This is a genomic window from Acinetobacter sp. NigerLNRRAM0016, from assembly GCF_054112845.1.
The window spans coordinates 67170-91008 of the sequence record NZ_JBSYVT010000015.1; the positions used below are offsets into that span (position 1 = coordinate 67170).

Here is a 23839-nt window from a genome sequence, read left to right on the forward strand (position 1 = left end):
GAGAGAGGCGAATGCCACATCAGCAGACTGGCATCGACAAAGCACAAATATTGACTGAAGCTTTGCCGTATATTCAACGTTTTTCAGGTAAAACGCTGGTCGTAAAATATGGCGGCAACGCAATGACCGATCCAGAGCTAGAAAGCTCTTTTGCACGGGATATTGTGCTGTTAAAAACAGTCGGTTTAAACCCGATTGTAGTGCATGGTGGTGGTCCTCAAGTTGACTCTTTCTTAAAGCAATTGGGGCGCGAGTCGGATCGTATTGATGGCATGCGTGTGACCGATGCTGCAACCATGGAAGTGGTTGAAATGGTGTTGGGCGGCAGTGTGAACAAATCCATCGTCAATCTGATTAACCAGCATGGTGGTCGTGCCATTGGTTTAACAGGTAAAGATGGCAATTTAATTCGTGCGCGCAAGCTGTTGATGCAAAAGAATCAGGAAGATGGTTCGGTACAGCACATCGATTTAGGTTTAGTGGGTGAAGTCGTTGGGGTAAAAACCGATGTACTGGAAATGTTCACGCAAAGTGATTTCATTCCTGTCATTGCTCCTTTAGGCGTGGATGATCAGGGCAATACCTATAACATCAATGCGGATCTTGTAGCAGGTAAAGTCGCTGAAGCCCTCGGTGCGGAAAAGCTGATTCTACTCACCAATATCACCGGTGTATTGGATGAAAACAAGAACTTGCTTACAGGCTTAACCACGCAAGAAGTCGATCGCTTGATTGAAACAGGCGTAATTTACGGGGGCATGATTCCGAAAGTGGGCTGTGCACTTGATGCGGTGAAAGGCGGTGTAGTCAGCGCACATATTGTGGATGGCCGTGTGCCACATGCGACTTTGCTGGAAATCTTTACCGATCATGGTGTCGGGACTTTAATTACCAACCGTGCCAAGCACTAAGCCAGCAGATTAATCAGCGATCTAAAACCAGTCTTTCGGGGCTGGTTTTTTTATTGCGTGTAAATTTAGAGTTTGCCTGTTTTTCCGTCATTGTATTGTCATGTGTATTGCCTAGTGTATGAACAGAACAAGAGGAGAGCATGATCAATGTTTGAAAAGCTGAATCTATATCGTCAAAATTTTACTTTGCCTTTACACAAGAAAAATACCCAGCAGACCCAGTATCGTTTTGAGTGGGCAGAAGATTTAAAACAATTACAAGAAATCCAGAAATTTCGTGCAGAACAATTCTCACAGCAATTTGGCATTGAATTCGATCAAGGTCTCGACCAAGACCTGTATGATTTTGGCTGTGAACATGCAGTATTACGCGACAAATACAGCAACGAGATTGTGGCCTATACCCGCTTAAAACTGCTACAGGGGCAGGATTTGGCGCAGAGTTATAGTGCGCAAGAATTTAAAATTGTAGATGAGCTGGGACACTTGTCCAATATCGTCGAAATTGGACGTACCTGTGTGCATCACCGCTATCGTTCAGGGCGGGCACTTTCGGTGTTATGGCTTAATTTAGTGCCGAAAGTCATGTGGGAAATGCGGGCAAAATATCTGATTGGCTGTGTCAGTATTCGCATGGAAGGCAATCAGGCACGTGCTTATTATACCCACCAATATTTAAAGCAACTGAGTCCAACCCAGACCTGTTCGATTCAACCGCAACAGGCTTTTGAGCCGACATATCCTGAATACAGTTTTCCGCAAGATGAAAAGATTCCCAAGCTGTTTGATGTGTATTTAAAGATGCATGCCAAGTTATCGCAACAGGCGTTCTACGACCGTGAGTTTAACTGTCTGGATTATTTTGTGCTGCTTGAAGTGAATAAAATGGCAAAGAGCTTTGTCATGCAAAAGCGCAGACCACGTTAAGCATTAAAATTACTGAAGCTAGCACAGATTCAGATTTACAAGCCTCACTTGCGTCATGCACAATAAACCCATAATTAATGAATGTGTTTATTGTTGCTTATGTGCCAGTTGCTCGGAATGAATTGTGCGACCCCAACGGATATTACCTTTTCGTTCCGTGGTTTTTCGCAGCGGGCGGGCATTACTTCCGATCATTGTGATGGCTTTGGAATTGCTTTTTTTGAAGACAAAGCCTGCCGTTTATTTGTCGATAATCAGTCCGCAGTGGAATCACCGATTGCGGAGCTGATTCGTAATTATCCGATTAAATCACGCAACGTGATTGCTCATATCCGTAAAGCCACCCAAGGCAAAATCAATCTAGAAAATTCACACCCGTTTATGCGTGAACTCTGGGGACGACAATGGATTTTTGCCCATAATGGCGATTTGCTGGATTTTGATCCGCCCTTAACTGGGCGTTTCACCCCAATTGGCAATACCGACAGTGAGCGTGCATTTTGCTTCTTATTGGATCAGTTGGTGGCTAAGTTTGGTTATGTTGAGCCATCCTTGAGCCAAGTCTTTGAACTGTTATTAGAAATTTCACCGAAAATTGCAGAACACGGCACCTTTAATTTTTGTCTTTCTAATGGTCAGGCATTATTTAGTTATGCGATTACCAAATTGCATTGGCTGGTGCGTGAATATCCGTTTAAACCTGCGCAATTGATTGATCTGGATGTTGAGGTGGATTTTAGTCAGGTCACCACACCTGATGATCGTGTCGCGGTAATAACCACGGAACCGTTAACGCAGAATGAAGTCTGGCAGGCATTTCAGCCTGGAGAAATGATTTTATTTCAGTATGGGCAGCCGATACAACGCGCCTTGACGCAGGTTGAGCGGTTGCTGCGTGAACACGCCAATCCTGCACTAAAACGTGTGACTCGCGCTGATCAATACTAAGATTGGCGTGAGAATTGTATATTTAAAAATACATAAATATTAAAATTAAGATTTTCATAATTAAAGAAAAAATAATCTTTTTGGTTAAAAAATATCTTATTCTTTTGATCGGGTATAAATTAATTAATATATATTTATCATCATCTTAGTCTTTATATGCCGCTAAAAGCTTGAATTCAGAGTAATTTACTTGTTTTTTATTTAAATTCAATCTCGTTACTATCCTTTTCCAGTAACGAATAATGAATGTTAAATGGGGGGCGTATGAAGATGAAATGGGTTCCAGAATATAATACCGGTATCGATGTAATTGATGATCAGCATAAGCGCATCCTTGATTATATTAACGAAATTGATGATGTTGCACTTCACACTGACCGTGATCGCATTAAACAAATTCTCGATAACATTATTGATTACACCCAGTCGCATTTCACTTTTGAAGAGTCCTTACAAGAGGAAGCGGGTTATAAATACCGTGTGCCGCATAAACGCGTGCATGACTTATTTATTAAGAAAATTGAGTCGTATCGTGACCGTTTTGAAATGGGGCACTCGATTGAAGCGGAATTACATGAAGTTTTGTCCAAATGGTTGATTAATCATATTCAGCACGATGACGCGGACTATGTTGGTGCCGTCAAAGAAAACATGATGGGCATTATTAAAGAAAAAGAAAAGAAAAAGGGTAAAAACTGGTTTGCACGGTTCTTCTCTTAAGTACAGTAAGGGCTGAGATTCAGCATGGAGGGGCTGTGCAAAAGAATTATAAAATTGAAAAAAATAAATAAACGCATTGGCGCAGCAGACCATCGTATCAGGTGGTTTGCTTTTCTTTTTGATTTTCACGCATGAGAAAGGCAAAATAGCGATAGATTTTTTTTAGGAATGCATCATGCAGGACAATGCTATGTCACGATGGTTATCGCCGCTGATGGCTTTTTGTTTGTCATTCATCTTTATTGCCACTTTGGCACCGATTGTGGGAATACAGGCAGAGCGTCAACTCGATTTCTGGTTGCTTTGGTTAGGCACTATGTTGGTGCTGGCTTTACCGATTTGCTATTTAGAAATTGCTTTGGCCAAGCGTTCAAAAACCACTGCTTTAAATGCATTGTCTAGCTTAACCCGAGATGCTGATGCCTCTCCAAGATGGCGTCTTGTTGGCTGGCTGGCTGTGGTGTTTATCCCGTTCCTTGCGGGTGCGATGCTCTCTAGTGTCAGTCAATACAGTGCACAATGGTTAATTCAAGGTGTGGCACCCCAATTGATTTTTATGGGAACAGCAATTGCTACGCTGGTGCTATCACTGCTGCCTCGTTTAGCTTTGGCAGGAATCACCGCTTTAGGTGTGATCGCAGCACTTATTTTTGCGCAGATCAGCGGTACGGCATTGCCAGAATGGCAGATGACCGCACTGGAGTTTGGCGAGTGGGGTAGTGCAACAGTTCTTGCTTTAGTCGCGAGTGGTTTAGGCTTGGGACTGTATTGGCAGACCAGCCTCGTGCAAGCCAAACAGCAAGATATCGCCAGTAAGACAGTATTACCGATTTGGTTTGCACAGTTGGTTGCCGTATTGGCATTTGCTTATTTTGCTGTAGCAGCACAGTTACCTGTGATTGCATTATTGGTTGCGACCATTGCAGGTGCGGCATTGCTACTGCAACTGGCACGTGAACAATTGGCTCAGCGTCAGATGGTCGTGGTTGTACAATGGGCGATTATTGCAGGGGCTGTATTGATCTGGGCCATTCCAGAAATCACGGCCATCTTTAATATGGTCTTGGTGATTTGGGGCTTGGTGATTTGCTTGATTTATTCTCTTTTTGCAGGCTGGATTATGAAAATCAGCCATTTGCGTAAAGCAATGAATTTTAGCAATGAGCTATTTTACAATGTATGGCGTATTGCCGTACGTATTGTCCTGCCATTGTCAATTTTACTTGCGATCATTTCCGTATTAGGGCAATTGATCTAATGACTGAGCAGGCAAAAGTTTGGGTGGCCTATGCCATGCCAGAACAGCAATTTCATCTGGAAGTGCCTTTTCAAATCGGCATGACCGCACTCGATGCCATTCAGCAGAGTGGTCTGCGTGCATTGGTTGAATTGCCAGAAGTTTTGCAGTTGGGGATTTTCGGCGTACGCCTGCAAGATTATACACAGGCGTTGCAAGCAGGGGATCGGGTCGAGGTTTATCGAGCACTGACCATTAATCCGAAAGACATTCGACGTAAGCGAGCAGCACAAAATCCCGTCGGACGCTTTGCCAAAGGCAATCGCTTTAAACAATTGAAATGATATAAAAAACCCCTCAATGAGGGGTTTCTTTTTATTTTAAAGCGTCTATAGTGGGGGCGCAGTTAAAATTGCTTCTTTAGAACCCGGTAGACCAGGTTGTGATTCTGGAATGGTTTCGAGTCCTTCAATTTTGTTCACAATACCGTTTTGATCGAAGTAAATTTTCAAATGTTGACCATGCGCTGCTGGAATCTTGGCTTTTTTAGCATAAGTTCCTGGGATATAATTGTAGACGTAGTCCCATCGGTAAGGGTTTAACGGATCTGTAATGGTTGGACTACCCAGTAAAAAACGCACTTGTTGGTGACTCATGCCGACTTGGATTTTTGACGCTTGGGCTTGGGTTAATGGTGTTCCTTGAGGAATATCCACTTTATAAACGCCCAAGGTCGAACAGCCCGCGAGCAGTGAAGTGACGAATAACGTCAACATGATTTTTTGCATTTTGCTACACTATCCCAAATTAATTTTGATGCATTTGATCCACGGATAGATCATACTGCATCTTAACTTTGTTGCATATTCCAACTTTAGATTTGTTGAGAGAGACCTTTTTTCATGCCTATTTCAAACCAAGACTTACGCAAAGCTGGACTTAAAGTTACACTTCCACGAATTAAAATATTAGAATTATTAGAAAATTCAAAACAGCATCATTTAAGTGCGGAAGATATTTACAAGACTTTACTCGAACAGGGTGAAGATGTCGGTTTAGCAACTGTTTATCGCGTGTTAACGCAATTCGAAGCAGCAGGCATTATTCAGCGCCATCATTTTGAAAACAATCACTCTGTTTTTGAAATTATGCAAGAAGATCATCACGACCACATTGTATGTCAAAACTGCAACAAAGTTGTTGAATTTACAAATGAAATTATCGAGCATGAACAACATGCAGTGGCTGAAAAGCATGGCTTTACCTTAACTGGTCACTCACTCAATCTTTATGGTTACTGCGATGCACAGGAATGTCAGGATGCATTACGTAAAAAGTAATGTAACTTGATGACGCTGTACATCAAAAAAAGGCTTCTATTGAGAAGCCTTTTTTATCGCGTAAATGGGCAAAATACCGACTGATCTTGATAAAGATAGAGCCAGTTTAAGACACAATTTTAATCTGGCTCGAACCTGATCCAATCGGTTGCACCTGAATCTGCACTGGAATCCGTTCATGCATTTCTTGGATATGGGAAATCAGCACCACTTTACGCCCTTGACTCTGTAATTGATCGAAAGCATTCATCACCATGTGCAAGGAAGAGGCATCTAAGGTTCCAAAACCTTCATCAATAAAGAGCGATTCAATTTTCATGGAACCTGAAGCCATATTGGCAATCGCGAGAGAAAGCGCCAGCGCCGTTAGGAAAGATTCTCCACCTGAAAGCGAGGCGACCGAACGAGTTTCTCCATCCATATCATGGTCAATAATTGCCAAACTGAGTGAGTTATCCAGACGTTTTAAAGTATAGCGCTGCGAGAGCTGCGCCAATTGCTGGTTGGCATATTCAATTAAAATATCCAAATGGTATTGCTGCGCCAAGTCTCGGAATTTTTTGCCTGTAGCATCGCCCATTGCACCTGAAATTTTTGCCCAACGATGCTCTTGCTGCTGAATTTGCTGAATTTGAGACGCGAATTGCTGTTGTTTCGCTAAATTTTGCTGATGCAATTCCAGCTTTAATTTCAGTTGATCACGCTGTTCAGCCTGCTGTTGCAATTGTTTAGTATTGGCAGCAAGTAATTGCAGCAATTGTTGATGGGTGATATCAGGTTGCTGCTGCAAGTGTTGCTGTAATTGATTTTGTAAAGTGCTCAGGGCATAAGTCGCTTCATTCAACAGACGATCTGCCTGTTGCAAGCTTAAACGCAGCTGTTGTTCCTGTGTTGAAGAAATTGCAAGCAGTTCGGTTAGCTGTGATGCGGTGAAATCAGAGTGCTGGGTTAACCATGCCGTGATGTCGGTTTTGACCTGATCAAGGGCTTGCTGCTGTTGTTGCTGTTGCGCTTGCAGTTGTTCCAGCACATTTCTGTGCTGTTCGAAATTCTGCCGCGCCTGCTCAAAGCTTTGCTTAAGTTGCTGATATTGTTGTTGTAAAAGTTGACGCTGCTGATCATGTTGATGCAGCCATTCAGTGGCTTTGAGCTCGGTTGCCCCCGTCATTTGTACGATCAATTGATGGGCTGCTTCAGTATTGTGTTTGCCTTTGGCTTCCACGTCCTGAAGTTGTTGCGAGAGTTCTTGATGTTGCGACTGAAGGTTGCTGAGATTGGTTTTCAGTACTTGCAGCTGTTGGGCTGAATGCTCCTGTTGTTTGAGCAAGACTTCAACATGCTCAAGCTGTTGTGCACGTTGCTGTAAAAGTTGCATGCACTGTTGTGCAATGGTAAGAGGCTGTTCCAGCCACATTGCTTGTTCATGGGTCGATAAACAGTCTACAACCTGCTGGATGTGCTGCTGCCACTGTTGCACAGATTGCAGTTGATGCGAAATCTGTTGCACTGTTTGGGTCAAATGCAGCTGGTCTTTATGTGCTTGATTCAGCTGTTGCAAATCAAGTTCAGTCTGCTGTTTGAGTTGTGTGGTTTTGGCAATGAATTCTTGGAGAGTTGCCAAGATGTGCGGTTGCGTTTGGTCTAAATCTAAACAAAGTTCAGATTGGGTTAAATTCTGCTGTATTTCATTGCGTTGCAGTTTAGCTTTTGTCTCTGTCTGCTGCAACGCCTGTTGCAGTTGTGTTTGCTCGGTACTCAGCTGCGTCAATTGTTGTTGAGCCGTTTGCCAAAGTTGCAGACATTGCTGTTCCTGTTGCAGGGCTTGTTGTTCTTGCTGTTGTTGCAATTCATACAAAGCCTTTGACACCAACTTCTCATCATCACGATAAGGGTGTTCCATACTGCCGCAGACGAGGCAGGCTTCGCCTGATTTTAATTCAGCACGTAAATGTTCAATATTCTCTGCATGTAGCAGGCGTTGATGTTGCAAGAAAGCCTGCAACTTTTCACGTTCAGTTTTTGCAGACTGGAATTCTGTTTCAGCCTGTTGAACGTGTTGTTGAGATTGCTGATACTGTTGTTGAACTGCATTTAATTTGTCATTCAGACGCAGCATGTCAGTCTTTAATGCAAACCATTGCTGTAATTTTTGTTGAACGGAATCCAGATGATTCAGTCGAGTGAGCTGTTGCTCTCGATTGTTCTGTAACTGTTCTCGCCCAGTTTCAATTTGAACAGTTGTCCCAAATTGCGTCACTAATTTTTGCAGTTGAGTTTGGTCTTGCTTAAGCTGTTGCTGTGCTTGTTGCAGATTGCCTAGTGTATTTTCGACGTTTTGATAGTGCTGAATAAATTGCTGCAATTGCTGAAGATGTGCATTTAAGCCCTTATCTAAGGGCGCAAGGTGATGGCTGTTGTGTAGTTGTACCGTATAGGATTGTTGCTGGGCAGCCAGTTGTTGCAACTGTTGCTCTAACTGCTGTTGTTGTTCGAGCAGAGGTTGCTGCTGTGCATCTAATTGCAGTAAACGGCTTTTGGTTTTCTTATATTCTTCGGCAATGTAGTCTCGTTCTTGCACATACTTACGTACTTCAGCCAGTTCTTGCTGATGTTGCAGCTCGAAATTTTGTAACTGCTGTAATGCTGTTTCTGCTTGAAGAAATTGAGTTTTTTCTTGCTCAAATTGAGTGGATAGCACAGTAAAGTGCTGCTGTTGTTGCTGAATTTGTGGTGCAAGTTGTTGCAGGGTATTGAGTATTTGCTGTTGCTGAAATACCACGGGGCGTATGGCAGAGAAAGTCTCAAGCTGGGTCAGATGTTGGCGATCTGTTGTTAAGGCAGCATGCGCTTGTTGTTGTGCCTGATGCTGTTGTTGTTTAAGTTCAATATCCTGCTCAAATTTATACAGTTGCTGAAACCATTGCTGCTGTTGAGTGTATTGATTTCTTTCTTGTTCGTGTTGTTGAACCTGTTGTTGTACCGTTTTGAGTTGGCTACTCAGTTCTGCACGTTCTTCTTCAGAAAGCAGCTCGATATGCCCCAAAACATTTTCCAGTTCTTTACGTTGCGTAGCAATGGATTTGGTTTTTTCAAAAGCCAGCTGTCCAATTTTGCCGAAAATACTGGAATTGGTCAGATATTCTAATAATTCACCGCGTTCATTGTCGCGGGCTTTTAGAAAAGCCGTAACCTCAGATTGCGCCAATAACACGGCACGGGTGAATTGTTCAAAGGACAACTGGGTAATGGATTTAATATTTTCATCAACGGCTTTGCTTTTATCCGCAATGACCACATCATCGGTTAAACATTTTAAATAGCGTTGTACATTTTGCAGTTTGCCCGAAGCGCTTTCACGTGCGCGTTTGACTTCCCAGCGTGCCAGATAACGTTTTTGATCTTGTGCAATAAAACATAACTCAGCAAAGCCATGTCCCGTACCACGACGTAACACGGTCAGTGGGGAGTTGGTCAGTAATTCAGAACCATCGCTGTCGAGGAGTTTGCCATCGCTGTCTTTGAGACGGGGAATTTTATTAAACAGTGCCAAGCACATGGCATCCAGAATGGTCGATTTACCCGCACCAGTTTTGCCGACAATGGCGATTAAGCCTGCACTGGCTAAGGGTTCTGCATCAAAATCAATCAGATGTTCTCCAGCCAGTGATGCCAGATTTTTAATTCGAATCGATAAAATTTTCATGGCAAGCCTTTAACTGTTGGGTTCTTCTTCTAAAGATTTTTGTGCTTCATTCACTAGACTCATAAAGTCTTTCAGGACCTCATCATCAGCGGCATAGCCTTGTTTTTCCCATACATTTTGGAACAGTTGCACGGGTGTTGGTGGTTCAAGCTGTAGGGTATGGGCATTCGAGGTATCTTGTTCCGAAGCTAAATATTGGCGTGAGATGCGGACCAACCGATAGCGATTTTCAGGCAAGGCTTGTTCAAATTGTTGACGTAAATTAGGGGGTGGTGGGGTCAGGCTATAGTATTCAATATCGACATATTCGCGTTGATCAATACTTTCAATTTCGCCCGTAGCTAAGCCTTTCAGTTGCTGTAAAACCTCATGCATTTCACCACGAATACGATGCAGGGCAACACTGCGTGGAATGGCTAATACCTGCATTTGCAGACAATCTGAGCTTTTTAAATTTGGGTCAATGCAAATCTCTAAAACTTGATGTTTATAATTCTCTTCACTAAAGGACAGCGGAATTGGTGAACCACTATAACGGATATGTTCTTGCCCAACTTTTTGTGGTTTATGCAAATGCCCTAAAGCCACATAGTCAATCACCTCATCAAACAGTGCGGTCGAAAGCGCTTCTTCATTGCCAATAATAATCGGGCGTTCCGAGTCGGACGTTTCCGCGCCTTGCATATGTGCATGTGACATTAAAATGAGGGCTTGATCATCGCTTTTACGTCGTTTGGCTTCGGCAATCAATTGCTGGTGTAAATGTGCAATCGCATCTTTGCTGTCACTGGTCTGTTCATTGATGCCTGTGATTTCGGCAGGGCGTAAAAATGGCAGACTTAAGCACCACGCCACAATTTGCTGTTGCTCATTATAAATTGGGATCAGTAGGCGATTGAGATCAAGTTGACCTTCGTCATTTTTATGAATGACTCCGACAGCTTTGGCATTGTATTTGGACAGCAGCGGTTCCACCTGTTCAATGCGATAGCCCGAGTCATGGTTACCAGCAATCATGAGGGTTTGCATGTGCGGTGCAACGGCATGTGCATCTGCCAAGAATTGATATAGTTGTTTCTGCGCACTGGATGCAGGATTGATGACATCGAAAATATCACCTGCAATCAGTAAGGCATGCGGTTGTTTCTGCTTAATTTGTTCGATCAACCATGCTAAAAACTGTTCATGTTCATACTGGCGGGAATGATTATAAAAAAACTGTCCCAAATGCCAGTCGGAAGTATGAAAAAAGCGTACAGTCATGTGATCTCTAGGAATAAGAATGCCGTGTATAACTTAGCATATTTTCCCTAGTTAAATACGCTGGAGATGTTGAAGGCGACAGCTAAAGTCGCAAGAGAATCAGCCTTAGGCAGCATGAGGATCGAGCTGAACCAAACCAAAAGTATTGTGATCAGGGTCAATGAAATAGCCTTGCCAGCATTTATTCGGAATGGCAAATTTGGGCATGGCTTCTTGTCCACCCAGCGCCAAGATTTTTGCAGCCGTTGCATCAAAGTCATCTACTTGAATAGAGCAGGTAAAGGCATTGGTACCGCAATGAGTCGGTGGAACCTCAACAGGTCGTTTTAATAAACCACCATGCAGGTTGGCGGTTTCAATTTGATAATACTCAATCGGGAGTCCATCTACCTTGCTAAACTGCCAGCCAAATACTGCTTGGTAAAATTGCACATCGCGTTCAGGGTTGGAAGATTGAATTTCAAAGTAAACCAGTGGCTGCATCGCGCTTATTCCTATTTTTATTGTTCTGAAAAATAAAGACCGACGATTCGAGTGATGATGAAATCGTCGGTCAAAAAACGGTGGAACTCTCAAACTTTTAAGCTGCTGTTTTAAAAGTTTGACGTTCACGCCAATCTTGTTGCTTTTGGTCGAAGGTCGCCGAAAATATTGTGGATGCCGGTACAAATTAACGGTTTTCGAACCTTGTACTCTTAATAACGCCAGCAAGTTTGAATTGGTTGACAAGAAAATTAAAAAAAAGCGATTTTTTTTTTATAATAGAATTTTGCCCTGATTGAGCTGCATTCATGATACCACTCCGTCGATATTTCATCTGGTTTTTTGTGCTGTGCTTTGTGTTCACATGTATTTGTGGCGTATTGGCAGCCCTGATGCCGCGCGGGATGGGAGGCATACTCACTGCAGTCCCGTATTTGGTGGCAATGATTTGGGTGCTGTTTAAATTTCTGAAGCAGCAGAAACGCGCACCGACACAGACCGAGCGTAAACGGTTTACTTTAGGGTTCAGCCTGATTTTCTGGGGCTACAATTTGCTGGGGCTATTGGGCGGAATTTATTTCTTCTCACTTAGTAATCCAACGATTTGGCAAGACCTGCTGCTCTATCTGCAAAACCCGCAATTTATGGCAGTGGTGTTGATTATGTTTTTGTTAATCGCCATCCCGCTTTATTTGCTCACCTATTGGTTTTACGGGGCTCAGGCACAGCGTATGGCCAGCAAAATGTTTGGTTAATGCACGCAGGCTTGTATTTCTGGTCTATCTCATTTATAGATAAATAATCTAGCCAAGAGATTGTTTTATGTACAAGCCTGTGGTGTTGATTACGGGAGCTTCTGGATTTATTGGTTCCCATTTGCTGCCTTATTTACTGGAGCGAGACTATCAGGTGATCGGGGTTTCTCGGAAACCACAACCGCGAACCCATCCTGATTTAAGCTGGATTCAGCAATTTGACGAGCTCCAACTGCAATCCATTGATTATGTAATTAATCTGGCGGGTGAAAGTATTGCACAGGGGCGATGGACTGCGCAGCGTAAACAAAAACTGATTCAAAGTCGCGTCAGAACGACTCAAGCTCTTTATCAATTTTTACAACGTCGACAAATTTTTCCGAAATGTATCTTGTCGGGTTCGGCCGTGGGGTTTTACGGAATTGATTCTGCTGAGCAATGGCAGCAAGTCTGTACAGAACAATCCCGCGGACAAGCAATTTTTATGTCGCAGCTCTGTCAAGAATGGGAACAGGCCGCCCGTGCAGATATGACACAGCACACCAAAATTATGCGCCTAGGTGTGGTGTTTGGACGCGGTGGTGGCATCTTGCCGCAGATGCTGTTTCCGATTAAATGGAATTTAGTGCGTCGCATTGGTCATGGTCGGCAGCCTGTGGTTTGGGTGCACATTCAGGATGTACTCCGTGCAATGGAGTTTATTCTGACCCAAGACACCGAACAACAGGTCTTTAATGTGGTGGCGCCAGAAAAGCTAACCCAATGCCAATTTGACTATATTGCGGCTCAATGTTTGAATCGACATCCGATACTCAATATGCCAGCTTGGGTGTTTAAGACACTTTTAGGAGAGCAGTCACAACTGATTTTGAATGGTCAGTTTGTGCAGCCGCAAGCCCTACAGCAGGCAGGTTTTGAGTTCAAGTTTCCGACCTTGAAGGAAGCCTTAAATGATTTGGCGTAATCTGATCTGGAGGGTATTTATCCCGCGAGTATTTCAGGCTTGAGCAATTGAGCTGGGTTATACGCTGTCGCATCGAGCGTAGTCGCTTGCTTCAACATCAGTTGACGTAACAATTGTGCCGATGCAGGTCCCATACATAAGCCATTTCTAAAATGTCCGAGATTGAGCCAGACATTGGCGAGATGCGGCAGTTGTCCAATATAAGGAATCCCTTCAGGCGAGCTTGGGCGTAAACCTGCCCATTGCTGCACCACAGGGAACTGAGCGAGTTCAGGCACCATTTCATAAGCAGCGTCTAAAATACTCTGCTGAATCTGCTCAGACGTTTCGGCATTGAACCCACACTCTTGCATACTGGAACCACAGACAATATGTCCATCCATGCGTGGAATTAGATACATCACCCGATTCATACACATGGTCGGTAACCAGTGAGCAGGGGCTTTAATCAATGCCATTTGCCCTTGGACTGGATGAACGGGAAGCGTTAAACCCAGTTGTTGTGAGCATAAACCTGACCAAGCACCGGTAGTCAGCACAAATTGATCGGCATAGACTTTTTGTCCAGCTTCAGTTTCGACATATTGCACTTGGTCGTTTTGAAGATGGAATTTCTGAATCGGGGTTTGATCGAAAAATTGCACCTTCGGATGCTGTTCTAAATACTGGCGAATCGACTGCAACAGGCGCGGATTACGCACATTGGCAATTTCAGGGAAATAAATCGCATGTTGAAATTGCTCGGAAAGATGTGGATTGACTTGCTCTAATTGTTCACGTTGCAAATATTCGCAATGCTGCATCGGCTCTTGAAACTGGTTTTTATAATTTAAACCAACTTCAAAATCTGCCTCATCCAAAATCAGCATGCCAGTTTCGTGAATCTGAAAATCAATGCCTGTGACAGGCTGTAATTTTTCATTCCATGTCTGATACAGGGCTTTGCCGTGTTGTGCCAAATGATTAACGGCACGCGGATAGCGCCACGGATACATCGGGGAGAGAATACCGCCACCAGCCCAAGAGGCTTGACCTGCATAAGTCTGGTTATAAATACTGACCTGACAGCCTTGTTCAGCCAGTTCTAAAGCTGACAATAGACCACTAATGCCCGCACCAATAATGACGATATTCATAAGGATTCGATGTGATTTAGTTCATGGCTTTAAGTTTAAGGGCTGCTTCTTCGGCAAAGTAGGTCCAAATTCCATCGGCACCTGCACGACGGCAGCTCATGAGTGATTCAATAATCACTTGATCGGATAACCAGCCATTTTGAATCGCGCCTGCCAACATGGCATATTCACCGCTGACTTGATAGACAAAGGTTGGAACACCAAAGGTATCTTTCACTTCACGCACGATGTCTAAATACGGCATTCCTGGTTTCACAATCACCATGTCTGCACCTTCCTGAATATCCAGTGCAATTTCATGCAAGGCTTCAGCGCGGTTACCGACATCCATTTGATAATTGTATTTATTGCCACCTTTTAGGTTGCTGGCAGAACCCACCGCATCACGGAACGGACCGTAGAAGCTGGATGCATATTTGGCTGAATACGCCATGATATTGGTATAGATATGACCATTGGCTTCTAAGGCTTGACGAATTGCGCCAATCCGTCCATCCATCATGTCGCTTGGTGCGACCACATCGGCGCCTGCTTCTGCATGGCTCAGCGCTTGTTTAATCAGGCATTCTACCGTTTCATCATTCAGGACATAGCCAGTATCATCAATAATGCCATCTTGACCGTGGGTGGTATAAGGATCCAGTGCGCCATCGGTAATCAGCACCATTTCAGGCAATTCTTTCTTGAGTAGACGAACGGTGCTTTGTACCAAACCGTCGTCACGCCATGCCGCTTCGGCAGTGAGGCTTTTATCTTCTTGTGGCGTAACAGGGAACAGAGCCAGTTTAGATACACCGAGTTCCAATAAGGTTTCGGCTTTCTTTAATAACAGATCCGCAGAAAGACGCTGAATCTTCGGCATGCTGGGAATATCTTGGGTTTGATTTTGACCTGGCAATACGAATACAGGATAAATCAAGTGATCTGTGGTGAGTTGTGTTTCCCTGACCATGGCGCGTAATTGGTCATTCTTTCGAATACGACGCATACGAGTGGCAGGAAATGCTGGACGATTGAACGTATAAGTCATAACAATCTCACTGATCAGTATTAAACTAGGCGGTATTGTAGACCCATCCCACTGCTTTAGGTGCAAAATGCGGTCGTTTTTTCAAAATTTAAGGTGTTTGAACAATTTATGAGCGATATGGAAAAAAAATGGACAGGGGGCATTCATTTGGGCTCGAAAGTCGATATTGATGTGGTCTTGCAACAATTGTGTTATGCCTTTAATAGTTCGCCATTTTTCTCCCATAATGGCATGACGATGCGTGTGGTCGATCAGCAAATTGAAGGCTATATCGAGATGCAGCCGTATTTGATTGGCAACGTTGCTTTTCAAATTTTACATGGTGGTGTTGCTGCAACCATTTTGGACAGCGTGGGCGGCATTGTGGCGATGGGCGAGTTGTATAAACGCGCTGAACCTGAGCAATTGCCCGATACCATTAAGAAGGTGACGCGACTGGCAACAGTCGACATGCGGGTTGATTATTTAGCCCCTGGGCGTGGCAAGTTCTTTATCGCCCGCGCAGAAACCTTACGTTTAGGGCGTAAAGGCTGCACCATGCGTATGACTTTGGTAAACGACGAAGACAAAGCCATTGCAACGGCAATTGCCTCTTATGCGTTCTAAAGTAGTTGAAAAGTAAATTATTTTGTTTGAACCTTTCTCCCAAACTAAGATTTGAGTTGCCAAGAGAATGGCAGCTTGAATCAATTAATAAACCGACCAGTCTAAAAAATCATTTCTCAAATGATGAGTTTTCTATTTAAAATTCCTAGCCAAATTTACATTAAAGAAATGACTTTCTCATCGACACGAATCTTCAGTTTTTAAAAATAAGCAAAAAAACTGTTTGAGTTGTGGATTTTGTGGTGACCAAGTCTGTCTGGCTGAAGGAAAAAACGATGACAGAAGCTCCAACTACTCCACCACAATCCAATGCTGCGAATATGCAAGCCAAGCGTAAAAAGTCTTTTGCTATTTTTGGTGCAATACTGGCTATTGTTGCTGTGGGTTATGCCATTTGGGCATTCTTTTTAAATCATTCGGTCAGTACGGATAATGCTTACGTTGGCGCTGAAACAGCCTCGATTACTTCGATGGTGAATGGACAAGTACAGCAAGTCTTGGTCAAAGATACCCAACAAGTGAAACAAGGTGATGTACTGGTTCAAATTGATGATCGTGATGCCAAAATTGCGGTTGCCGCAGCTCAGGCAGAACTGACCAAAGCCAAACGCCAATACAAGCAGACCCGTGCCAACAGCAATGCCTTAAATTCACAAGTTTTTGTCAGTGATGATGGCATTCATAGTGCCGAAGCGCAGGTGCAAAAAGCACAAGTCGATTTAGGCAAAGCGGAAAAAGAATTGCTGCGTCGTCAGCAACTCAGTGCTTCGGGCGCAATTTCCAAAGAAGAATTAAGCTCGGCTGAAATTGCGGTAGCCAATGCACAGGCCAGCCTCTCGGTTTCTAAAGCGGCTTTGGCGCAGGCAAAATCGAGTCAGAAAGCGGCACAGAGCACCTTGGCGGCAAATGATGCCTTGATTCTTGATAGTGATGAAAACTCGACTCCTGATGTGTTGATTGCGGAAACCAAATTAAAGCAAGCCTTGCTGGATTTAGAACGTACCCAGATTAAAGCACCGCTGGATGGTGTTGTGGCACGCCGTAATATTCAGGTGGGACAGCGGGTTGCACCTGGAACAGTCATGATGATGGTGGTGCCGGTTTCACAACTGTATGTCGATGCTAACTTTAAGGAAAGTCAGTTAGAAAAAGTCCGTCCAGGGCAAAAGGTGAGTTTGGTTTCCGACCTGTATGGTGATGCAGTGGAGTTCCACGGGACGGTACAAGGTTTTTCTGGCGGTACAGGTTCAGCCTTTGCCTTGATTCCAGCACAGAATGCAACAGGAAACTGGATTAAAGTGGTTCAGCGTTTGCCAGTCCGTATTGCTTTAGATCCCAAAGAATTGGCGCAATACCCTCTGCGTGTTGGACTGTCCATGGAAGCCAAAATCGACTTGCGTTCGAAGTAATTTGTCATGAACCAGTATCGTCCATTTGGAGATTTACAAGGCGGTCGCTTAATGCTGGCTGCCTTTGTACTGGCATTGGCAAACTTTATGGTGGTGCTCGACATGACCATCGCCAATGTTTCAGTACCGCATATTACCGGTAGTCTGGCAGTTTCAAGCTCGCAGGGCACATGGGTCATTACTTCGTACGCCGTGGCAGAAGCGATTTGCGTACCTCTAACGGGTTGGTTGGCAGGGCGCTTTGGTACGGTCAGGCTGTTCGTGATTAGCCTGATTGGCTTTACCACCTTTTCCGTGCTGTGTGGGCTTTCGACCAGTCTAGAAATGCTGGTGTTTTGCCGTATTGGTCAGGGGCTGTTTGGTGGTCCAATCATGCCACTCAGTCAAACCTTGCTGATGCGGATTTTCCCACCTGAGAAGCAGTCCCAAGCCATGGGCATGTGGGCAATGACTACAGTGGTTGGTCCCATTTTAGGACCTATTTTGGGTGGTTCGATCAGTGATAACTGGTCGTGGCACTGGATTTTCTTTATCAATATTCCAGTCGGGATTATTTGTGCCGTGGCTGCAATACGCTTATTAAAGCCTGCGGAAACCGATAAATTCCGTTTGCCGATTGATGCAGTCGGGCTGGCGTTACTGATTGTTTGGATTGGTGCTTTACAGTTGATGCTGGATTTGGGGCATGAAAATGACTGGTTTAGCAGCGGTTTTATTTGTTTGCTTGCGGTGATTACGGTTATTGGCTTAATTGCCTTTATTATCTGGGAACTGACAGAGCAACATCCAATTGTCAATATTGCCATTTTCCGTTATCGCGGTTTTACCATTTCGGTCTTATCACTGGCGTTTGCCTTTGGCGGTTTCTTCGCCAGCATTGTGTTAATTCCACAATGGGTGCAGGTGAATTTAGGATATACCGCAACGTGGGCTGGGTATCTGACTGCGACCATGGGCTTCGGTAGTTTGACCATGTCTCCAATTGTTGCACGACTTGCCACCAAATATGACCAACGTGCTTTAGCCAGCTTTGGTTTAATGTTGATGGGGATTGTGACGCTAATGCGTGCTTTTTGGGTCACAGATGCCGACTTTATGACTTTGGCGATGCCACAAATGCTGCAAGGTTTTGCCGTACCGTTCTTCTTTATTCCCTTGTCCAATATTGCTTTGGGTTCGGTGTTGATTGCTGAAATGGCATCGGCGGCGGGCTTAATGAATTTTTTAAGAACCATGGCAGGTGCGATTGGTGCTTCTATTGCGGTGACCATTTGGGATGACCATGCCAAAGTGGCACGGACTGAAATGGTGTCGAGTTTAAATCCGACTGAAGTTCAAAATACCTTGCTGCAAAATGGCATGAGCAATGAAACCACATTAGGCGTGATTTCAAACTTGGTCGATAAAGAAGCCATGACCATGTCGGTTGATCATGTGTTTTTGATTTTAACCTTGGTCTTTGTGGTGGCCAGTTTAATCATTTGGCTTGCGCCGAAACCGAAAACCAAAGTGACTGGTCCAAGTCACTAATTGAAGAACGAGCACCACAAACCACCGTTTGTGGTGCTTAATGTTCTAGATTTCAGATTTCGCCCGCTTTAACGCCGTGTGCCATTGCTGTAAATGTTGCTGACGTTGATCTTCCGACATTTTTGGTTCAAAGACTCGATCCAGCTGCCAAGATTCGGCAATTTCAGAAACATCTGAAAACACACCCATCTTCAGTCCCGCCATTGCTGCGGCGCCCCATGCGGTAGATTCCAGCATTTTCGGGCGTAGCACAGGGACATTCAACATGTCGGCTTGGAATTGCATCAACATATCATTTTGACTGGCACCACCATCTACTCGTAATTCTTTGAGGGGCTGGCTAATATCGGCCTGCATGGCGTTCAATACATCTGAAACTTGAAAGGCGATGGATTCTAAGGCGGCACGGGCAATATGCGCTTTGTTGGTACCGCGTGACATTCCACACAAAAGGGCACGGGCGTTGCTGTCCCAATGCGGCGCGCCTAAACCCGTGAAGGCAGGCACCAACACGACACCGTCAGAATCTTGGACTTGGCACGCCAGTTTTTCCACGTCGGAGCTGTGCTGAATAATGCCGAGACCATCTCTGAGCCATTGCACAATCGCACCCGCCATAAATACGCTGCCTTCCAGTGCAAAGGTATTCTGTTGCTGGCACTGCCAAGCCAGTGTGGTGAGCAATTGATTTTGACTATACTGAATTTGATCTCCCGTATTGAACAGCATGAAACAGCCCGTACCATAGGTGTTTTTTGCCGTACCCGCTTCAAAGCAAGACTGACCAAACAGGGCAGACTGCTGATCTCCCAAAATACCTGCAATCGGAATTTCGGCGCCCAATAAACCTGGGGCAGTATTGGCAATATAGCGGTCAGAAGAAATGATGGTCGGCAGCACAGAGGCAGGGATATTAAATAATTCTAATAATTCTTCGTCCCATTGCTGGCTGGCTAAATTCATGAGCATGGTGCGTGAAGCATTGCTGGCTTCAATCACATGTTCCGCCCCACGGGTCAGATTCCACACCAGCCAGCTATCGATGGTGCCAAAAGCCACATGACCTTGTTCGGCTAAGGCTCTTAATCCTTGTATATTTTCCAGTAACCAGACCAGTTTGCCTGCACTGAAATAGGGGTCGATTCTTAATCCGGTTTTTTTATGAATAGTGGCTAACAGATTACGTTTGGCCAATTGCTCACACCAGTCTGTGGCACGACGATCTTGCCAGACAATGGCTGGAGCAAGCGGAATGCCTGTACGTTTGTCCCAAACCACAGTGGTTTCTCGTTGGTTGGTTACCCCAATGGCTTTAATGTCTTTGGCAAATAAATGGGCCGAGGCAATGGCTTGCTGGACAACAGCAATTTGTGTGCTCCAGATTTCTTGGGCATCTTGCTCGACCCAGCCAGAATGAGGGGTACGAATTTGAGTTTCGCGTTGAGCCGTCGCGTAAATTTTTCCATGTTCGTCAAAAATAATGGCTCGGCTGGAGGTGGTTCCTTGATCAAGTGCAAGTAAATAGCTCATGTTTTTATTTTTAACTCTTGAAATATGAAAGATTACCGCAATAATGTAATAGAACGCAGTCAGTTCTGTAAATACTGTGAAATTGCCTCGTAATTTTCGATATTTATGCTATGATTGCAGCGTACTTTGGGGGTGTTCTTGGCTTCGACGCTGATGATGAAACTCATAGATGCATGCCGAGAGCGCATTTCCTCTCGTAAATCAAATTTGCATTTTAATAGTCGCAAACGACGAAACTTACGCTCTAGCTGCCTAAGGGCCGCTTGTCCGCTTCACTGAATACTTGTGGTCAGTGAACCCGACCGAAGCGAACGCACACAAGTCCGTATAGAGTCAAGCCTCGGGGCTTTATACCAAACTTAGAGGATCGCGTCTTGAACCCTGTTCGTCGGGTCTCTTGATGTTAAAACAATAGACGATATCTAAGCATGTAGTATTCTCGAACGTAGTGTTGGCGGACGCGGGTTCAACTCCCGCCACCTCCACCAAATTCTTAAATTCATATGAAGTTACATAACTAAATATGACTAAAAAAGCCTTAAACATCAGTGTTTAAGGCTTTTTTTATGGATATACATAAATAGCGACGAATATGTATAGTCTTGTATTGTTTGTATGGTGCCATGTATATTGTGAGTTGTAATAAAATCACCATACAAGGCTTTAACTATGAAAAGAGTCGATATAAAAAAATATCCTTTATCTGATACTACTCTTGCAAGTTTAGAGCCTGAAGAAAAAGAGTACCGTGTTAAAGATAGCAATAATTTATATTTCACCGTTCATAGTAAAGGAAACAAACGCTGGGAATTAAGATACAAAAGACCAAGCGATGGTAAGTGGACATGGTTGGGTTTAGGAGGATATCCATCAGTTGGTGGGAAACTTGCAAGAAAAAATGCAGAAGAAATGAGAAAATTAATTTCAGAGGGGGTAGATCCAAAAATTGATAGAGAAAATAAAAAGCAAGCTGATTTATTAAGCAAATCATTTACATTTGAGCAATTAGCTATAGAATTTTGTTTAACTAAAACATGGACAGAAGCGACTAGAGTTAGAAATGAAGGAGCATTAAAAAACCATATTTATCCAGTCATGGGAAAACTAGATTATAGAAAAATAACAAAAAAGGCATGGTTAGAGTTATTTCAAACGATTCAAAAAAAATTACACCCTAAAACAAAAAAACCTATTGTTGAAATGGGTAAAAGGTTATGTACATTATGCAGAGAGATTTATGATTTTGCAGAAGTTACAGGTCGTATAGATTACAATCCAGTCACTGGTATTACAAAATTTTTGGACAAACATGAAAAGCAAAATATGCCACATGTTTCAGAAAAAGAGCTGCCAGAATTATTGAAAAAAATAAGAGCATATCCAAATCGAATGACGGCTATTGGATTAGAATTGAGTGTTATGTTAGGTACCCGTCCATCAGAAATGAGGCAAGCTGTATGGGAAGAATTTGATTTTCAGGAAAATCTATGGTCTATCCCCGCACATAGAATGAAAAAAAGGAAAGAGCATATTATCCCTTTACCACTGCAAGCCTTATCACTTCTTAACGAGCTAAAAAGAATCACTAGTGATTCTTTATTCTTGTTTCCTAGCAGAAGTACCAAAAAACAACCTATTTCCAATAATACATTTAATAAAGCCTTAAAGTCATTAGGTTATCAAGGACGCCAGACTCCGCATGGGTTTCGGCATATTTTAAGTACTACTCTGAGAGAAAAAGGCTTTAGAAAAGAATATGTTGAGACTGCCTTAGCTCATGCTATTGGTGGAGTTGAAGGTGTTTATAATAAAGCTCTTTATTTGAAACAAAGAACTAAAATGATGCAAATTTGGGCAGATTATTTGGATGCATTAATAAATGATCAGCATTTTAATTTTGATACTGAGCAATTTGATGTCATCGATAATTTAAATACTTTGACTTCTGACAAAGTTAAGGTATCTCAATTAAAATTATTTATTCTTGATATGTTGAAAGATGAAAATGATTTAGCATCTTAGAGCGACGTGATCTATTTGTCTAAAATCTTATTGGCGCTATATCTATTCTAGTTTTGCATTCTGAATTCTATGGTCTAACATGATCTAAATTGTCTAAGCTCAAATTGAGGATTAGACAATTTAGACTTCATTAGATATCACAATCTACGGTCAAAGCCTTACCATGTATATATTTTAGTTGTTTTAGGCAATTTAGATGTTCTCAAGAGCTTTATTAGTCAATGAGATATATTCTTTTTTTCCGATTTCTTCAATATTGATATAGTCAGCTTCGATTAAGTATTTTAGGGCTGCATCTCTTAATTGAGCAGTTTTTACTTTCCTAACATTTTGATTAATGCTAGATTTTAAAATTACTTTATTTCCACGTTCATATTGCTCTTTAATCCAAGAGAATAGTATTTCACTATCTGTTTTTTCACCCTTATTATAATATATTAGCCATTGATTTAGAGAATACTTACATATATCAATAGCATTTCTCATGATTTTGGCATCAATTATATTTTTAGATTCAAAAAAAGAAAGAATAGCCGCAACTCTTAAAACATATTGTTTTGTTCGTTTTGCATTTGCTTGAATAGAATAATATAAACCATCTTTTTGAGATTCAAAATTAATATAATTTTCATATTCAATATGAATATCATCAGCTTCGTCATTTTTCATAATAACTTGTCTTTTAGCTGTATCAATAGCTAAATTTATTGGGTCAAGCAGTTCCCGACATAAGCTCCAATACATATTTATATCATTATCATCATAAGACTTTAATTTACGATTATTTTTTGTGATTTCCTTAAAAGGCAATGATTCAGGTGCAGCAAATAAAAATCTTGCAAAAAAACCTTGTTTTTTACACATTTCATTTTCAAGAGATGGTCGTGCAACGACGTCTTGAACCGCTATATCCAAACAAAAGCGTTTATTCATAACAAGAGTATTATCATCACCCCCTAAATTTGTAGTTACTGATCCTCGATCAACTAAATCTGTTAATGTGCTTAAAGCATCTGATTTCGTATCACTTTGTAAAGAATAACCGCCAAACAAATAACCGCCTTCGCCCGTGCTCCAAATAAAACTCGAAGAAGGGCTAATACTCATATGCTTTAATACACCTTGGGTGGTTGCTCTTACAAAAATAGATTGAGGACTAATCGGACGTTCACCTTTATTTTTTTGATGCGCTATTTTCCATGCTGTTATTTCTTCATTATAACTTTGCATATTCGTATTATCGACTTCGATTGCAATTTTTGCAGCATCATCTTTGCATACATCTTTTCCTTCGCCTGACGCAAAAACTGTCAATACAGCTAGAC

At 42.8% G+C, this 23839-nt stretch carries 21 protein-coding genes and 1 other RNA gene; 14 read left to right on the top strand and 8 right to left on the bottom strand.

What is annotated here, in order from left to right; translation table 11 throughout:
- Positions 1 to 11: 11 nt before the first annotated feature.
- The 6 genes from argB (at position 12) to ACWQ4X_RS11090 (ending at position 5087) form a co-directional block, all read left to right on the top strand.
- Positions 12 to 911: an acetylglutamate kinase gene (gene argB, locus ACWQ4X_RS11065; protein ID WP_100243023.1), complete on the top strand. Its 900-nt coding sequence runs from the start codon at positions 12 to 14 to the stop codon at positions 909 to 911.
- A gap of 147 nt (positions 912 to 1058) precedes the next feature.
- Positions 1059 to 1838, top strand: a complete 780-nt coding sequence (locus tag ACWQ4X_RS11070; RefSeq protein WP_457903672.1) for a GNAT family N-acetyltransferase — start codon at positions 1059 to 1061, stop codon at positions 1836 to 1838.
- A gap of 99 nt (positions 1839 to 1937) precedes the next feature.
- Complete coding sequence (locus ACWQ4X_RS11075; RefSeq protein ID WP_457903673.1) at positions 1938 to 2786, top strand: class II glutamine amidotransferase; 849 nt, start codon at positions 1938 to 1940, stop codon at positions 2784 to 2786.
- Positions 2787 to 3050: 264 nt separating this feature from the next.
- Positions 3051 to 3506, top strand: coding sequence for a bacteriohemerythrin (locus ACWQ4X_RS11080; RefSeq protein ID WP_100243020.1), 456 nt, complete (start codon positions 3051 to 3053; stop codon positions 3504 to 3506).
- 175 nt (positions 3507 to 3681) lie between these two features.
- The gene (locus tag ACWQ4X_RS11085; RefSeq protein WP_457903674.1) at positions 3682 to 4764 is read left to right on the top strand and encodes a hypothetical protein; all 1083 of its coding nucleotides are present in this window, start codon (positions 3682 to 3684) and stop codon (positions 4762 to 4764) included.
- Entirely contained in the window at positions 4764 to 5087 is a 324-nt protein-coding gene (locus ACWQ4X_RS11090) for an RnfH family protein (protein WP_457903675.1), read from the top strand. Before ACWQ4X_RS11085 ends, ACWQ4X_RS11090 begins: the two co-directional genes overlap by 1 nt.
- A gap of 45 nt (positions 5088 to 5132) precedes the next feature.
- Here the strand turns inward: ACWQ4X_RS11090 and ACWQ4X_RS11095 are convergent, their stop codons facing one another.
- Positions 5133 to 5531 carry an outer membrane protein assembly factor BamE gene (locus ACWQ4X_RS11095; RefSeq protein ID WP_100243017.1) on the bottom strand — a complete coding sequence of 133 codons (399 nt, stop codon included), beginning with the start codon at positions 5529 to 5531 and terminating at the stop codon, positions 5133 to 5135.
- A gap of 114 nt (positions 5532 to 5645) precedes the next feature.
- On the opposite strand from ACWQ4X_RS11095, the gene fur reads away from it, so the two are divergent.
- Complete coding sequence (gene fur, locus ACWQ4X_RS11100) at positions 5646 to 6083, top strand: ferric iron uptake transcriptional regulator (RefSeq protein ID WP_100243016.1); 438 nt, start codon at positions 5646 to 5648, stop codon at positions 6081 to 6083.
- A 106-nt stretch (positions 6084 to 6189) separates the two neighbouring features.
- Here fur and ACWQ4X_RS11105 read toward each other — a convergent pair whose 3' ends face one another.
- From ACWQ4X_RS11105 to ACWQ4X_RS11115, 3 genes are all read right to left on the bottom strand, one after another.
- Complete coding sequence (locus tag ACWQ4X_RS11105; RefSeq protein ID WP_457903676.1) at positions 6190 to 9786, bottom strand: AAA family ATPase; 3597 nt, start codon at positions 9784 to 9786, stop codon at positions 6190 to 6192.
- Positions 9787 to 9795: 9 nt separating this feature from the next.
- A complete protein-coding gene (locus ACWQ4X_RS11110; RefSeq protein WP_457903677.1) occupies positions 9796 to 11049 on the bottom strand; it encodes an exonuclease SbcCD subunit D C-terminal domain-containing protein in 1254 nt (417 codons plus the stop codon).
- 105 nt (positions 11050 to 11154) lie between these two features.
- Positions 11155 to 11532, bottom strand: coding sequence for a VOC family protein (locus ACWQ4X_RS11115; RefSeq protein WP_457903678.1), 378 nt, complete (start codon positions 11530 to 11532; stop codon positions 11155 to 11157).
- 308 nt (positions 11533 to 11840) lie between these two features.
- Here ACWQ4X_RS11115 and ACWQ4X_RS11120 point away from each other — a divergent pair, with 308 nt between their 5' ends.
- Positions 11841 to 12287 carry an ABZJ_00895 family protein gene (locus ACWQ4X_RS11120; RefSeq protein WP_457903679.1) on the top strand — a complete coding sequence of 149 codons (447 nt, stop codon included), beginning with the start codon at positions 11841 to 11843 and terminating at the stop codon, positions 12285 to 12287.
- 67 nt (positions 12288 to 12354) lie between these two features.
- On the top strand, positions 12355 to 13251 hold the full coding sequence (locus tag ACWQ4X_RS11125; protein WP_457903680.1) for a TIGR01777 family oxidoreductase: 897 nt from the start codon (positions 12355 to 12357) through the stop codon (positions 13249 to 13251).
- Positions 13252 to 13268: 17 nt separating this feature from the next.
- Here ACWQ4X_RS11125 and ACWQ4X_RS11130 read toward each other — a convergent pair whose 3' ends face one another.
- Together ACWQ4X_RS11130 and hemB are read right to left on the bottom strand one after the other, a co-directional pair.
- Positions 13269 to 14387, bottom strand: coding sequence for an NAD(P)/FAD-dependent oxidoreductase (locus ACWQ4X_RS11130; RefSeq protein WP_457903681.1), 1119 nt, complete (start codon positions 14385 to 14387; stop codon positions 13269 to 13271).
- A 16-nt stretch (positions 14388 to 14403) separates the two neighbouring features.
- Entirely contained in the window at positions 14404 to 15417 is a 1014-nt protein-coding gene (hemB, locus tag ACWQ4X_RS11135; RefSeq protein ID WP_100243009.1) for a porphobilinogen synthase, read from the bottom strand.
- Between the two features lie 108 nt (positions 15418 to 15525).
- Between hemB and ACWQ4X_RS11140 the strand changes: the two genes are divergently transcribed.
- The 3 genes from ACWQ4X_RS11140 to ACWQ4X_RS11150 all read left to right on the top strand — a co-directional run bounded on the left by ACWQ4X_RS11140 (position 15526) and on the right by ACWQ4X_RS11150 (position 18962).
- Positions 15526 to 16023 carry a thioesterase family protein gene (locus tag ACWQ4X_RS11140; RefSeq protein ID WP_142767923.1) on the top strand — a complete coding sequence of 166 codons (498 nt, stop codon included), beginning with the start codon at positions 15526 to 15528 and terminating at the stop codon, positions 16021 to 16023.
- A 275-nt stretch (positions 16024 to 16298) separates the two neighbouring features.
- The gene (locus ACWQ4X_RS11145) at positions 16299 to 17432 is read left to right on the top strand and encodes an HlyD family secretion protein (RefSeq protein WP_457903682.1); all 1134 of its coding nucleotides are present in this window, start codon (positions 16299 to 16301) and stop codon (positions 17430 to 17432) included.
- 6 nt (positions 17433 to 17438) lie between these two features.
- Positions 17439 to 18962, top strand: a complete 1524-nt coding sequence (locus tag ACWQ4X_RS11150) for a DHA2 family efflux MFS transporter permease subunit (RefSeq protein ID WP_457903683.1) — start codon at positions 17439 to 17441, stop codon at positions 18960 to 18962.
- Between the two features lie 45 nt (positions 18963 to 19007).
- On the opposite strand, the gene glpK is transcribed toward ACWQ4X_RS11150, so the two are convergent.
- Positions 19008 to 20492, bottom strand: a complete 1485-nt coding sequence (gene glpK, locus ACWQ4X_RS11155; RefSeq protein WP_457903684.1) for a glycerol kinase GlpK — start codon at positions 20490 to 20492, stop codon at positions 19008 to 19010.
- Between the two features lie 128 nt (positions 20493 to 20620).
- Here glpK and ssrA point away from each other — a divergent pair.
- Positions 20621 to 20980: a transfer-messenger RNA gene (ssrA, locus tag ACWQ4X_RS11160) on the top strand.
- Positions 20981 to 21161: 181 nt separating this feature from the next.
- Positions 21162 to 22514, top strand: a complete 1353-nt coding sequence (locus ACWQ4X_RS11165) for a tyrosine-type recombinase/integrase (RefSeq protein ID WP_347932986.1) — start codon at positions 21162 to 21164, stop codon at positions 22512 to 22514.
- 192 nt (positions 22515 to 22706) lie between these two features.
- Here the strand turns inward: ACWQ4X_RS11165 and ACWQ4X_RS11170 are convergent.
- Positions 22707 to 23839, bottom strand: a 1133-nt coding sequence (locus ACWQ4X_RS11170) for a DUF3987 domain-containing protein (protein WP_457903685.1), incomplete at its 5' end; no start/stop codon positions are given.

Coding starts and splice junctions, on each gene's coding strand:
- ACWQ4X_RS11080 (WP_100243020.1), top strand. CDS start 3,051: ATGAAGATGAAATGGGTTCCAGAATATAATACCGGTATCGATGTAATT.
- fur (WP_100243016.1), top strand. CDS start 5,646: ATGCCTATTTCAAACCAAGACTTACGCAAAGCTGGACTTAAAGTTACA.
- ACWQ4X_RS11105 (WP_457903676.1), bottom strand. CDS start 9,786: ATGAAAATTTTATCGATTCGAATTAAAAATCTGGCATCACTGGCTGGA.
- glpK (WP_457903684.1), bottom strand. CDS start 20,492: ATGAGCTATTTACTTGCACTTGATCAAGGAACCACCTCCAGCCGAGCC.
- ACWQ4X_RS11070 (WP_457903672.1), top strand. CDS start 1,059: ATGTTTGAAAAGCTGAATCTATATCGTCAAAATTTTACTTTGCCTTTA.
- ACWQ4X_RS11095 (WP_100243017.1), bottom strand. CDS start 5,531: ATGCAAAAAATCATGTTGACGTTATTCGTCACTTCACTGCTCGCGGGC.
- ACWQ4X_RS11145 (WP_457903682.1), top strand. CDS start 16,299: ATGACAGAAGCTCCAACTACTCCACCACAATCCAATGCTGCGAATATG.
- ACWQ4X_RS11125 (WP_457903680.1), top strand. CDS start 12,355: ATGTACAAGCCTGTGGTGTTGATTACGGGAGCTTCTGGATTTATTGGT.
- ACWQ4X_RS11150 (WP_457903683.1), top strand. CDS start 17,439: ATGAACCAGTATCGTCCATTTGGAGATTTACAAGGCGGTCGCTTAATG.
- ACWQ4X_RS11115 (WP_457903678.1), bottom strand. CDS start 11,532: ATGCAGCCACTGGTTTACTTTGAAATTCAATCTTCCAACCCTGAACGC.
- argB (WP_100243023.1), top strand. CDS start 12: ATGCCACATCAGCAGACTGGCATCGACAAAGCACAAATATTGACTGAA.
- ACWQ4X_RS11090 (WP_457903675.1), top strand. CDS start 4,764: ATGACTGAGCAGGCAAAAGTTTGGGTGGCCTATGCCATGCCAGAACAG.
- ACWQ4X_RS11165 (WP_347932986.1), top strand. CDS start 21,162: ATGAAAAGAGTCGATATAAAAAAATATCCTTTATCTGATACTACTCTT.
- ACWQ4X_RS11130 (WP_457903681.1), bottom strand. CDS start 14,387: ATGAATATCGTCATTATTGGTGCGGGCATTAGTGGTCTATTGTCAGCT.
- ACWQ4X_RS11075 (WP_457903673.1), top strand. CDS start 1,938: ATGTGCCAGTTGCTCGGAATGAATTGTGCGACCCCAACGGATATTACC.
- ACWQ4X_RS11085 (WP_457903674.1), top strand. CDS start 3,682: ATGCAGGACAATGCTATGTCACGATGGTTATCGCCGCTGATGGCTTTT.
- ACWQ4X_RS11140 (WP_142767923.1), top strand. CDS start 15,526: ATGAGCGATATGGAAAAAAAATGGACAGGGGGCATTCATTTGGGCTCG.
- ACWQ4X_RS11110 (WP_457903677.1), bottom strand. CDS start 11,049: ATGACTGTACGCTTTTTTCATACTTCCGACTGGCATTTGGGACAGTTT.
- ACWQ4X_RS11120 (WP_457903679.1), top strand. CDS start 11,841: ATGATACCACTCCGTCGATATTTCATCTGGTTTTTTGTGCTGTGCTTT.
- hemB (WP_100243009.1), bottom strand. CDS start 15,417: ATGACTTATACGTTCAATCGTCCAGCATTTCCTGCCACTCGTATGCGT.